Origin of the sequence: Streptomyces griseomycini (assembly GCF_014203535.1) — a bacterium.
Lineage (GTDB): Bacteria > Actinomycetota > Actinomycetes > Streptomycetales > Streptomycetaceae > Streptomyces > Streptomyces griseomycini.
The window spans coordinates 18,238-30,615 of sequence record NZ_JACHJI010000016.1; the positions used below are offsets into that span (position 1 = coordinate 18,238).

At 70.3% G+C, this 12,378-nt stretch carries 8 protein-coding genes and 1 pseudogene; 6 read left to right on the forward strand and 3 right to left on the reverse strand.

Annotation, left to right across the window (positions count from 1 at the left end; all coding sequences use genetic code 11):
- Positions 1–154: 154 nt before the first annotated feature.
- Positions 155–1,294, reverse strand: coding sequence for a PucR family transcriptional regulator (locus tag FHS37_RS31920; protein ID WP_184827652.1), 1,140 nt, complete (start codon positions 1,292–1,294; stop codon positions 155–157).
- A gap of 87 nt (positions 1,295–1,381) precedes the next feature.
- Here FHS37_RS31920 and FHS37_RS31925 point away from each other — a divergent pair, with 87 nt between their 5' ends.
- Positions 1,382–2,437 (forward strand): ferredoxin reductase, encoded by a 1,056-nt coding sequence (locus FHS37_RS31925; RefSeq protein WP_184827654.1) that lies wholly within the window; start codon positions 1,382–1,384, stop codon positions 2,435–2,437.
- A 7-nt stretch (positions 2,438–2,444) separates the two neighbouring features.
- The gene (locus FHS37_RS31930) at positions 2,445–3,563 is read left to right on the forward strand and encodes a fatty acid desaturase family protein (RefSeq protein WP_184827656.1); all 1,119 of its coding nucleotides are present in this window, start codon (positions 2,445–2,447) and stop codon (positions 3,561–3,563) included.
- Positions 3,564–4,299: 736 nt separating this feature from the next.
- Here the strand turns inward: FHS37_RS31930 and FHS37_RS31935 are convergent.
- Together FHS37_RS31935 and FHS37_RS31940 are read right to left on the reverse strand one after the other, a co-directional pair.
- Positions 4,300–4,605 carry a hypothetical protein gene (locus tag FHS37_RS31935; RefSeq protein WP_184827658.1) on the reverse strand — a complete coding sequence of 102 codons (306 nt, stop codon included), beginning with the start codon at positions 4,603–4,605 and terminating at the stop codon, positions 4,300–4,302.
- A gap of 169 nt (positions 4,606–4,774) precedes the next feature.
- Positions 4,775–7,087, reverse strand: a complete 2,313-nt coding sequence (locus FHS37_RS31940; RefSeq protein ID WP_184827660.1) for an FdhF/YdeP family oxidoreductase — start codon at positions 7,085–7,087, stop codon at positions 4,775–4,777.
- Positions 7,088–7,577: 490 nt separating this feature from the next.
- Here FHS37_RS31940 and FHS37_RS31945 point away from each other — a divergent pair, with 490 nt between their 5' ends.
- The 4 genes and pseudogenes from FHS37_RS31945 to FHS37_RS31960 all read left to right on the forward strand — a co-directional run.
- Positions 7,578–8,111, forward strand: a complete 534-nt coding sequence (locus tag FHS37_RS31945; protein ID WP_221500591.1) for an SRPBCC family protein — start codon at positions 7,578–7,580, stop codon at positions 8,109–8,111.
- Positions 8,112–9,008: 897 nt separating this feature from the next.
- Positions 9,009–9,206 carry a hypothetical protein gene (locus tag FHS37_RS31950; protein WP_184827662.1) on the forward strand — a complete coding sequence of 66 codons (198 nt, stop codon included), beginning with the start codon at positions 9,009–9,011 and terminating at the stop codon, positions 9,204–9,206.
- Between the two features lie 761 nt (positions 9,207–9,967).
- Positions 9,968–11,026: a hypothetical protein gene (locus FHS37_RS31955; RefSeq protein ID WP_229890289.1), complete on the forward strand. Its 1,059-nt coding sequence runs from the start codon at positions 9,968–9,970 to the stop codon at positions 11,024–11,026.
- 662 nt (positions 11,027–11,688) lie between these two features.
- Positions 11,689–12,206 (forward strand): annotated as a pseudogene (locus FHS37_RS31960) (transposase family protein); the annotation flags it as partial.
- Between the last annotated feature and the right edge of the window lie 172 nt (positions 12,207–12,378).

Sequence of the window (12,378 nt, forward strand, 5' to 3'; positions counted from 1 at the left end):
ATCCGCCACCGCGCTCCTCGGGGACAGCGCCCCCGACGGGCTTCCCGAGGCCTTGTCCGGTCTTCACGCCAACCCCCGGTCTCAACCTGGCTCATACCGCTCTTCCCCGGGCCGCATGAGCCATCTGACGGCACCGAGAACGAGGCAGTACTCGTCAGCTGGCCCGAAGACCGACCGCCAGCGTCAGTTCAAGGACCCGGTGTGGGGATGCGAGATCCGGAAACAGCTCCCGCAGCTGCGACATCCGGTACCGGACCGTCTGGGGATGGACGAACAACGCCGCAGCCACCTCCTCCCGCCTGCCCTGGTGCAGCAGCCACGCCCGCAACGTCTCCTCCAGCCGCAGTGCGGTCGCGACAGGCAAGGTCCGCAACGGTGCGAGGGCTCGGGCACGCAGGTCTGCGAACGCCTCCGCGTCGGCGCTCAGCACCAGCTCGGGCAGGTGGTCCTCGGTGTCGCGAATGTCAGAGGAGAGGGAACGCGCGCGTACGGCTCGTGCGTACGAGGCGGACGCACGAGTCCATGGCCGGGCCGGACCGACCACGGCGGTGCGGTCGGTCAGCTGCCTCAAGAGATGTGACCGGTCCGCATCGGGGACGAGCAGCACACCGGTGGCGTCCGGCAGATCGTCGAGGACGAGGACGTTCGGGTCGAGCGCGCGGTAGGCGGGCCGGGCCTGGGCGGCGGGCAGCAGGACCGCGGTCAGCGAAACCGGGGGCTGCCACCCGGCCCGTTGAGCAGAGGCCAGCAGCACGTCCGGGGTCGCGCCGGCGAGGAGGTCGCGGGCCAGGTGTTCCAGGTGGCGCTCGTGGGCTCTGCCCCGGGCGGCCAGTTCGTCGGCGTGGCCCGCGGCGCTCGCGGCGGAGAGCTCGTCGATGTAGGCGAAGGTCAGCTCGGCGAACTTGGCGACCTCGGCGGCGGGCAGGCCCGCGGATACGGCACCCGCTGCCAGGCATCGCCAGGCCACGCGGGCGCCGACGCGGTAGGCGCTGAGCAGGGCGTCCATCGAACGGCCGTCGCGCACCTCGCCGCGGCCCAGCTCGTAGGCCGCGTCACCGCCGTCGCCGCCTGTGGCGTTCCCGCTCGCGAGGTCCAGGTAGTGCCCCAGGGCGGTGCGGACGGCTCGGCGGATGGTGGCGCCCATGTGGCCCGATAGGGCGTTGGCGTAGGGAGGGACCTCGTCGATGATCGCCTGGACGACCTCGTCGGCGGTGGTCTTCAGCGCGGCCCGAAGTGCGGTGACCGTCGTCTCGTCCAGGGCCAGTTCACTGGCCCTCCGGATTGCATGGTTCACGTTTTTGTTCCCTGCGAACAATTCAGCCGACCAGATTCACGTCCTGCGGTCAGGACTTTACGCCTTGAGGCGCAGCAAGCTGGAGTCATGACGAGTGCAGCCCTGCGCAGCAGGGCGTGGAAACTGCTGGAGATGGTCACGACGCCGTTGCTGCCGTCGGACTACCTGGATCTGGTCAGCCCGCTGCGTGCGGGCGCTGACCTGCGTGGGCGCATCGAGGCCGTGCGCCCCGAGACGGGGGACGCCGCGACCATCGTGATCAGGCCGGGACGGGGCTGGCGCGGCCACAGAGCCGGTCAGTACGTGCGGATCGGGGTCGACGTCGACGGGGTGCGCCTGTGGCGTGCTTACTCCATCACCTCGCCGACGAACCGCCAGGACGGCCGCGTCACGATCACCGTGAAGGCGATCCCGGACGGCAAGGTCAGCAACCACCTGGTCCGCCGGGCGAAACCGGGCACGCTGATCCAGCTCGACCAGGCGACCGGTGACTTCGTGCTGCCGCAGGCCAAGCCCGCCAAGGTGCTCTACCTGACGGCCGGCAGCGGCATCACGCCCGTGATGGGCATGCTGCGCGACACCGAGTTCGACGACGTCGTCATGGTCCACTGTGCGCCACGGCCGCAAGACGTGATCTTCCGCGACGAACTGCACGACCTGGTCGCGGACAAGAAGCTGCGGCTCTCCGAGGTGCACACCGCCACGGACGGCATGCTCGACATCGCCCGTCTCGACGAACTCGTGCCCGACTGGGCCGAGCGCGAGACCTGGGCCTGCGGGCCCGCGGGCCTGCTCGACGCCGCCGAGGAGCACTGGAGCGGGCACGGCGTCCGGGAGCGCCTGCACACCGAACGCTTCCGCCCCGGCGTCGTCGTCGCCGGCGACGGCGGCGAGGTCACGTTCAGCGTCACCGGCAGGACCGTCGACGCGGACGGCGCCACGCCGTTGCTGGACATCGGCGAGGAGGCTGGCGTGCTCATGCCTTCCGGGTGCCGCATGGGCATCTGCTTCGGCTGCGTCACTCCGCTCAAGGCGGGCGCCGTCCGCGACCTGCGCACCGGCGAGATCACCGAGGCCGAGCCGGGCGTCCTCATCCAGACCTGTGTGTCCGCCGCGGCGGGCCCCTGCGACATCGAACGGTAGGAGCACCTTGACCGCCATCGACCCCACCGCCCACCTGACCGCGGAGCAGATCGAGGAGCTCGGCCGCGAGCTGGACGCGATCCGCGACGAGGTGATCGCGGACCGCGGCGAGAAAGACGCCGCCTACATCCGCAAGGTCATCTCGGCGCAGCGCAAGCTCGAGCTGGTCAGCAGGGGCGTGCTGCTGTTCTCGTTCTTCCCGCCCGCGTGGCTGCTCGGCACCGCGGGTCTGTCCGTGGCGAAGATCATGGACAACATGGAGATCGGCCACAACGTCCTGCACGGCCAGTGGGACTGGATGCGGGACCCGAAGATCCACTCCACCACCTGGGAGTGGGACCACGTCTCGCCGTCTGATCAGTGGAAGCACTCGCACAACGAGCTGCACCACACGTACACCAACGTGGTCGGCAAGGACAACGACCTCGGTTACGGCATCATGCGCGTCGACGAGGACCAGAAGTGGCACCCGTTCCACCTCGGCCAGCCGTTGTGGAACTTCATCAACGCCTGCTTCTTCGAGTACGGCATCGCGGCGTACGACCTGGAGCTCGGCAAGAACCTGCACAAGCGCCGCCGCAAGGACCCGGAGTTCCGCGCGCGGGCCAGGGCCGTGGGCCGCAAGATCCGCAAGCAGGTGCTCAAGGACTACGTGATCCACCCGCTGTTGTCGGGCCCGTCGTTCCTCACCACGCTCGCCGCCACGTTCACCGCGAACCTGGTCCGCAACCTCTGGTCCCACTCGGTGATCATGTGCGGGCACTTCCCCGAGGGCGTGCAGGTCTTCGAGCGCCGGTCGATCGAGGGCGAGACGCGCGGCCAGTGGTACCTGCGCCAGATGATGGGCTCGGCGAACATCAGCGGCAGCAGGGCCATGCACTTCATGACCGGCAACCTGTCCCACCAGATCGAGCATCACCTGTTCCCGGACCTGCCGAGCAACCGGTACGCCGAGGTCGCGGTGAAGGTGCGCGCGCTGTTCGAGAAGTACGAGCTGGAGTACGTCACCGGGCCGCTGCCCAAGCAGGTGTTCTCCGCGTGGCGCAAGGTCTTCCGGCTCTCGCTGCCGAACAGGAAGCCCAAGGTCAGGACGCCGGAGCGCGAGCAGGAGCTCGTCGCGGCCTGATTCCCGGTACGGGTTCGGCTCTTTCGGCCGTACCGGCGGCACCGCCGGGTCCGGTGAGATCCGCTGCGGACGGCGGGCGACCGCGACGTCGGACCGTACGGCACGGGGATCCGGGGCAGCGCAGTGTCCGGCTGCGCTGCCTGGACGTGCGCCAGGAACTCGGCACACAGTCCCCAAAGAGGTGTTGTAGTGCGCCGACCTGCCGTGGTCGGGCCGGTAGTCGGGTGCCTGACCGGCCCTGCCAAAAGTTGTTGATCATGTGGCCGCCGGCCTGTCTGCTCGGTGGTCGGGTCGTGGGGAGCACGAGTCGCGGGCACGGACCGCGGCTACGATCACGGCAAGTACCGGCGACTGTGGTGGAAGCGGGGCATTCGTCCGGTCATCGCCGAGCGAGGCCGGCCCGCACGGCTCCGGCCTGGGCGTCTTCCGCTGAGTCGTCGAACGGGCCGTCCCCCGGCTCCGCGGCTTTCGTCGCCCGCGCGTCCGCGGGGAGCGACGGGACGACGTCCATGAGTCCTTTCTCAGCCTCGCCGCCTGCCTGATCACCTGCCGGCATGTGCAGAAGCTTTGTCAGGAGTACTGAGCGAGGCGACCCGGCTCCGCCGGCGCAGGCTCCCGTGGGCTCGGACCGTGCGTCGGCCGCCCCGGCGCCCCACTGGAGAGCCGGCACGGTGGCGTCCGCGGCGGCAGCACGGCCGGCGCCCGGCCCCGGTGCGTCCCGGGGCCGCGGAAGCGATCACAGGCGGTGCCCCCGCGCGGCGAGCCACCTGTGCACGCTCTCCTTGTCCGCCGGGGTGATGCGCGCCGGGCCGGTGACGTCCGGGCCCTCGTCCTCGTTGAAGCCGGTGTCCGTGACGCGGGCGGTCACCCAGGTCGTCAGGTCACGCGCGCTCTCCTCCGGCAGCGTGCCGCTGTGCCAGTACGCGCGCACCCGCCGTGCCTCATCGGCGTCGTGTCGCTCCATCTCCTGCAGCCAGACGGGCACCAGCCGGTCGACGACCCGCTGGTCGGCCCGGGATGCCTCCTGCTCGTGTGCGGTCATGCCGCCCGGGTTCCCGGTTCCCGCCCGCGTCACACCGTCCTGCGGACCGCGTGCACCCCGCCCGAAGACCGCTGTGGCGCGCCTGCCCGCCCGCGGGCGTTCACCGGGCCGGGCCCCGCAGAAGGGAAGACAGGGGCCGAACGGCACGCTCAGGCCCTGCCGGACATCGTCACTGCGACGCCGGGGCGGGCCGGAGACGGGTCGGCTCCAGACGGACGACGATGCTCTTGTACGTGGGCTGGTTACTGGTTTCCGCCACGCTGTCGAGCGGCACCAGGACGTTGGTCTCGGGATAGTACGCGGCGGCGGAACCGCGCTTGGCCGGGTAGGCGACGACTTGGAAGTCCTCGGCGCGCCGCTCGGTGCCGTCCGTCCACACGCTGACCAGGTCGACGTGGTCGCTTTCGACGAAGCCCAGTTCGGTCAGGTCCGCCCGGTTGACGAGGACGACCCGGCGGCTGCCGTGGATGCCGCGGTAGCGGTCGTCGCTCGTGTAGGGGACGGTGTTCCACTGGTCGTGCGAGCGCAGGGTCTGCAGCAGCAGGTGCCCCTCGGGAACCCGCGGCATGTCCCAGGCGTTGCAGGTGAACCGTGCCTTGCCGACCGGTGTCTGGAACACGCCCTCGTTGACCGTGTTGGGCAGCCTGATGCCGCCGGGACGCACCACGCGCCGGTTGAAGTCGTGCAGTCCCGGGACGATGCGCGAGACACGGTCCCGGATCTCCCCGTAGTCGGCCTCGAACGCGTCCCACGGGATGTTCCCCGTGCCGTCGAGCGTGCGGCGGGCGAGCCGGCACAGGATGGCGACCTCGCTGAGCAGCAGGGGGGAGGCCGGCTTCAGCCGTCCGCGCGAGGTGTGCACCTCGCTCATCGAGTTCTCCACGGTGACGAACTGCTCGCCGCCGGCCTGGAAGTCCCGTTCGGTGCGGCCCAGGGCCGGCAGGATCAGCGCGGTACGGCCGCACACGGTGTGCGACCGGTTGAGCTTGGTGGAGATGTGGGCGGTCAGGCGGCACGAGCGCAGGGCCTCCTCGGTGACCGCGCTGTCGGGCGCGGCCCGGACGAAGTTGCCGGCGAGGGAGAGGAAGAACTTGATCCGGCCCTCGCGCATCGCCTTGATCGCGTTCACCGAGTCCAGCCCGTGGGCGCGCGGCGGGTCGAAGCCGAACTCCTGCCGCAGTGCGTCCAGGAAGGAGTCCGGCATCTGCTCCCAGATGCCCATCGTCCGGTCGCCCTGTACGTTGCTGTGCCCGCGCACGGGGCAGGCTCCGGCACCCGCCCTGCCGAGGTTGCCGCGCAGCATCAGGAAGTTCACGATCTCCCGGATGGTGGGAACGGCGTGCTTGTGCTGTGTCAGTCCCATGGCCCAGCAGACGATGACGCGCTCGCTGCGCAGCACCTCGTCCCGGACCCGTTCGATCTCTTCGCGGGTCAGACCGGTCGCCGTGAGGATGTCGTCCCACCCGATGGTGCGGGCGTGCCGCGAGAAGTCCTCGAACCCGTCGGTGTGCGTACGGATGAAGTCGTGGTCCAGCACGTGGCCGGGCCGGGCGTCCTCGGCCTCCAGCAGCAGCCGGTTCAGGCCCTGGAACAGTGCCAGGTCCCCGCCGCCGCGGATGTGCAGGAACCGGTCGGCGATCCGGGTTCCGTTCCCGATCACCCCGTGCGCCTTCTGCGGGTTCCTGAACCGCAGCAGTCCGGCCTCGGGCAGCGGATTCACCGCGATGATACGGGCGCCGTTCCGTTTGGCCTGTTCCAGCGCGGAGAGCTGCCGTGGGTGATTCGACCCGGGGTTCTGGCCCACCAGGAAGATCAGGTCGGCGTGGTGGATGTCCTCCAGACTGACCGTGCCCTTGCCGGTGCCCAGGGTCTCGTGCAGGGCAAAGCCACTGGACTCGTGACACATGTTGCTGCAGTCGGGCAGGTTGTTGGTGCCGAACGCCCTGGCGAAGAGCTGCAGCACGAAGGCGGCCTCGTTGCTGGCCCTGCCCGAGGTGTAGAAGACCGCCTCGTCGGGTGAGTCGAGGGAGGTCAGCTCCGAGGAGAGCAGCCCGAAGGCGTCGTGCCAGCTGATCGGCTCGTAGGTGTCGGAACCGGGCCGCTTGACCATCGGTTCCGTGAGCCGTCCCTGCTGGTTCAGCCACATGTCGGACCGCCGGGCGAGGGCGGAGACCGGGTGCTCGAGGAAGAAATCGCGGGTGATGCGCCGTGTGGTCGCCTCGTCGTTGATGTGCTTGGCGCCGTTCTCGCAGTACTCGTTGCGGTGCCGGTGGCCCGGAGACGGGTCGGCCCAGGCACAGCCGGGACAGTCGATGCCGTCCACCTGGTTCATCGTCAGCAGTGTCTCCCCCGTCCGCAGGGGGGAGGTCTGCTCGAGGGAGTACTCCAGCGCGTGCACCACCGCCGGCACTCCCGCCGCCCACTTCTTGGACGGCGACACGGTGAGCGGCTCCCTGGAACCGTCGTCGGGCCTCTTCGACATCGGACTCCCTCTCACCGGCGGACGCTCGGGTTTTCCCAGTCTCGCGCCTCCGCCCGGAGGCCGCCACACGATCTTCCGTCGGCGGCCGCCCCGCCCCGCTCCCCCGGCCCCCGGGTCCGTTCCGCGTGCGAGCCGGCCACTCGTTCATGTCGGCCGTGCCGAAAGCCGGGCCCCGGGGCACGCCGTCCGGCCAGGCCGTCGGCCCCCGCTGGCGGCCCAGGCGCTCGGTGGGGTGCGTCCTGGCCTCGGCCGCTTCACCGGTACCCACCGTGTACCCGGCAGTACGCGCGCCCACTGCCGGCCCAGCTCGCTCCCCCGCCGGGGAGTGACGGTGCCCGGGGCGAAACATGCCGAGCAGCGTGCTGTCGACCGGCGGAACCGGTGGACGCCGTGAGGGCCGCACGGGCCGTGTGGTGGCGGACCGGTGGACGGGCGGTGACACTGAGGACAGCAGTGCCGACGACAGCAATGCCCGACGACAGGCGGGGCCATGCCTGCAACAGCCGTGAAGTGCGTTGAAGAGTCCATCGAGGTCGCGGTTCCCGTGCGCACCGCCTACAACCAGTGGACGCAGCTCAAGACCTTCCCCCGCTTCATGTCCGCGGTGAAGCAGGTCGAACAGCTCCGGCCCAACCTCACGCGCTGGGTGGTCGGAGCCGGTCCCGTCCGCCACGAGTTCATGGCAGAGATCGTGGAACAGCGTCCCGACGCCCTGGTCGCATGGCGTGGCCTCGACCGGCGGATCGGCCACCGGGGCGAGGTGTCGTTCCGGGAGCTGGCCCCGGACCGTACCGAGATCGTCCTGCGCATGCGTTTCGAGTCGCACGGGACCAAGGGACGTCTCCTGACGCGAGCCGGTGCGTCGCCCCGTGCGGTCCGGGCGGAACTCGGCCGCTTCAAAGAATTCATCGAAGGACTCGGGCAGGAATGCGGCGCCTGGCGGGGCACCATCCACAACGGACAGGTCCAGCCCTCGGAACCGAGCCCGCCCAGAAGCCGGGTGGCCGGATGGCCCGTCGGCTGAACACGTCCACCGCGTCGTCCACCCGGCACGACTCCCCCACCACGACGGCCGGGCAAGCCACATCCACGGGCTCCTCAGCCGAAAGCCCGGGCATCCGGAAAGGCCGCCGTGCCCTTCGGCGGCCGCGCTGCGCCCTCGGGCACCGAACGACAGGCAGGGTTCCCGATGGGCCGGGCCGGTACCACCGTCACCGACCCCACACCGGCACCGAAAACCACATCGGCCAGCCGCGTCGCCGACCTGCCCGGACCGCCCTTACCGGCCCTGACCTGCCGTTCTCTACCCGGTCGTGCGCTCGGTCTGGTTCGAACGTCAGAGCCGCCCGCACCCGCTCCAGCTCGGCTTCGAGTTCCCCCACCCGCAGCGCCGCGGCCTTCCGCCGGAGATGACGAGTCGCCGCCCGTCCGGGCCGGGGCACGGGTCGTACAGGGCCCGGCCGCCGGCTCTGGAGCGCGGACGGCATGGTCGCGGTTCCCCGGGCCTCAGGGCGTCTACTCGCGCAGGCTCGGGTGCTGGAGGGTGGCGGTGTGGCGGGCAGCGACGCTCAGTCCGAACAGGTCACCGAGGCGTTTGGCGTCGCCGCCGGTTGCCGAACCGGGCGTGCAGCACCCGTTCGATCGTGAGGTTCCCGGAGCGGCCAACGCGGAGGTCCTCTCCGGGCCAGGTGTTGGCGTGCTCGTGGATGACCTTCTCGGCATCAGGTCTCGGGAGTCCTACGCCTGACCGATCGGCGGCTCGTTCGGCTGCGTAGGCGTGCCCGCCGGGAAGGGCGGGGCTCGGCTGCTGCCACGACGGCTTGCCCGAAGGCCGATAGCGCCGCCTCGAGCCGGGTGGTCTCCCGGATATCCGCACGGCGGCCGGAAGTTGGTTCGCCGTGGCTTCGACACGCTCGTCGGCGTGTCGCATGAAGGGGGCGGCGGCTTCGTGGATCCGGAGCATGAGGGCGCGCAGGGCGGCCAAGGCGGTCTTGTCGGCGTGGACCTCGCTCAGCCCGAGCTTCGCAACCGCGCCGCCTGCGGCCGTGAAGGCCTGCCGGTCGGAGCCGCCGAGGGCACCTACTCGAGCGCCCTCGCCTACTGCGGCGAAGGCCGCTAGGGCGCGTACTGAGTCGTGGTCAACGGGTGGTTCGGATGAGGTCCTTCAGCCAGACCATCGCGGCGCGTAGGCGGAGGGGCCGGCGAGGTAGCTGTCCGGGGTCTTGTCGTACCGGACGGCAATGCCCCGCTCGGGCGGACGGCTCGCGACCATCGAGGGAGCCAGACCGGCTGCCCCGTGATCCGAACCGCAGTTGAGGTTCTACGGTTGCTCGTGACGGAGGTGAACCCGGTGACGTATGGCGTCCGAGGGGCCTGGCGCCGGGGACACCACACGAGGTGAATCCGGTCGAGGCGGAAGGCGGTGCGACGGAGTACGCGCACGAGGACGGGGAGCCGGTGAACCAGCCGATCGGGTACTGGACGTGGGCGGCGGACAAGACGCTGTCGCCATGACACGAGCCGAAGGACCGCTGTACTCGTGCGCTCGGGATCGTGACGGCTGCACGATCGCAGCAGCAGGCCAGCACGGTACCTACCGCTTCGCCCTCCTCATCTGACCTCATGCCTGTCACGGCGAGAGCCTCACCCCGCAGGCACAGGACCTCGGCCGGCTGGGAAGTCACCGCACCGCGGTGTGCTGTGGCTGAGCGCCTCGGTTGGCCACTCTGAGTATCACCGTCGGCCGCTGTCCTCTTCCGGTGCGGCGGCGGCAGACGGTCTTGCGAACCGTCGCCGCGCGCTGGAGGGGTCTGTCGTATCTCCAGCCTGCGGCGCTACGGTGATGTGCCCGAATGCTGACGGCGGCGGAGCGGAGGACCGGTGCGCTTCAGGAGACGACGCAAGCCAGAGTTACCGGAGCACCGGGATCCGCCCGCGCAACCGTCCCCCGCTCAAGGCGATCCCGATCCCGTCGACACCTGGTTCCGGTATTGCCCGGTGTGCGGCTCGCTCGCGGCCGGCGGCTACGTCCTCCACATGCCGCAGGGTGTGAAGGGCATGTGTCACTCCAGCCGGGGCGTCGACTGCAAGAGCGAGCGGGTGTCCATGCGCCGGGCCATGGCCGTCACGGGCATGAGCGAGGAAGCCGTACTCATTGAGGTCTACGCGCACATCAGCAATCCGGACAACCCGATGCGCAACGAGGCCGCAACGCGCCTGGGGATGGCACCGCCGCAACCTGCGCAGGCGACCTTCGAGGAGACGCAGACCGACAGCGTACCGGTGGCGCTTCACACGCTCGTCGAGCAGGCAGTGCCGGCCACGCCCGTGATCGACGAGCCGAGGCTTAGGGCCGAGTTCCGCAGTGTCGCAAAGGCATGGTCCAGCAGGGGGCTGTGGAGCGGAACGGTGGTAGAGGCGACCGACATCCTCCGTGTCAATCTCGAGCGCGACTTGCGCCGCCAAGGGTTCAGGCACTTTGCGGTCGGGGTGATCCCGGACGGCTTCTGCGCCCAGATCTCCACGCTCTACGCAGGCGTGTTCACCGGCTACCGGATATGGCGCACCGCGGGCCGTCTCCACTTCTGCGGCGGCCAGCAGGCGATCCTCGGCTACGACTCCCCCGACGCCCACGGTGGCCGAGCAGCCATGTGGCACAACCACGGTCTACTGCCTCGCCCTCATGCCGGAGCCGCCACTGGGAATGAGGCTTTGACCAGCCAGCTCCTGGATGAGCTGTTCGCCATTGCCGTCCTCCGCGGGTTCCTGACCGCAGGCGCAGCAGATGCACGAACCCGGGCGATAGGCACCGAGCTGAAGCGGATGGGCGGGCTGCACAGCATGCGCCAGGCGCACGCGGTCGTGTACGCCGAGCTCGGCCCGTCGCACGCCCGCCAACTGGAGATGGCCTGGGACGGTGTAGGTGCGTGGCTCGGCTAAGCGTGTTGCAGAAGGCCGTGAACCGGGCATCTCCGTTGCATGGCTCGGGCGTTGAGGGCCGAGCGGGTGCGGGGGGAGACGTTCACCGGCCTGCGGGTGGATCAGTTCGGCCGGCTGTCGAGGGCGGTGCGGGAACGCGGTGGCGAGGGGTGTGGGCGGGGCCGTCCGCGGCGGCTTGCGCTGGCCGGGCGGGTGCTGCTGGTGTCGGGATGTTCGACTACGGGACCGCGATGCCTCTGGCCAGCCCGGTCCACTGAGACCTCCACGTGGAGCGGCGAGCAGTCCCGTTGCTTGTCGTGGTGGCGGTTGCGTGGGCGCCGGACGGATGCCCTGCACGAACCTGCCAGTCTGATGGCTCTTGTGAGATCGAGCGGCGTCCGGTACCTCCGAGTCCGCCACCACGACGATCACTCACGGGTGCGTGGACGCTGGACGGACGCCTCTGGCCTTTCCGACCTCGACGTCTCGAAGCAGAGGGGTGACGTCCGGCTCCCTCGCCACGCGTCAGCATCCGACGCCTTGATCACTCGTTGGTGATTGTGGTGCGAGCTCAGCCCGGTGTGCTCTCTCGCGACGCCCGAGCCACCTGAGCTCCCGCACAGACCGGGGCCCTTGGGATGCGCCGGCGCCGCGAGCGGCTAGTGAGGTGTCTCGCCGTGCGGCAGCTCGGTCCGCTGCTCGCGCTCGAGCCGGCCCGGGCCCCGCCGATGCCGCCGACCGGCTGTGGATCGTGGACGGCACCCTCGTCCCGGTCCGCGACCGCAAGATCGGCACGCCCTCGCGCGACTACCGGTTCTCGGCGAACGTGCGGGTCGTCGTGGACGCCGAGACCCGGCTGGTGACGGCCGCGGCCCGGCCGGTGCCCGGCACCACCGCGGACGCCGAGGCCTGGCGGAACTCCGGCCTGGCCGCCCACTGCGAAGGCGCGACGGCCCTCGGCGACGGCGCCCGCACCACCACCGGTCTGATCGTCCCGCACCGCGAACGCCCCGGACGGCCCCTGCCGAAGGGCGAGGAAGAGGACACCGCACAGCATCGCAAGGTCCGCGCCCGCGTCGAGCACACCTTCTCCCGCATGAAGAACTACAAGATCCTCCGTCACTGCCGGCAGCGCGCCGACGGCCTCCACCACGCCGTCCAGGCCGTCGCCCGCATGCACGACCTCGCCCTCGCCGCATGACCACACACACCCGAACACCACTCCGACCCGCCTGTTCACGCCCCTCTGCCACACCCTTCAGCGGCTTGCCTCGCGGCCTTGGCCAGGTAATCGAGGTGTGGTCGGCGGGAGGTTCTGCCGAACGGTCGACCAACGATCGTCCCTGCTCGGATAGCTTCCCGGCATTCGCTGA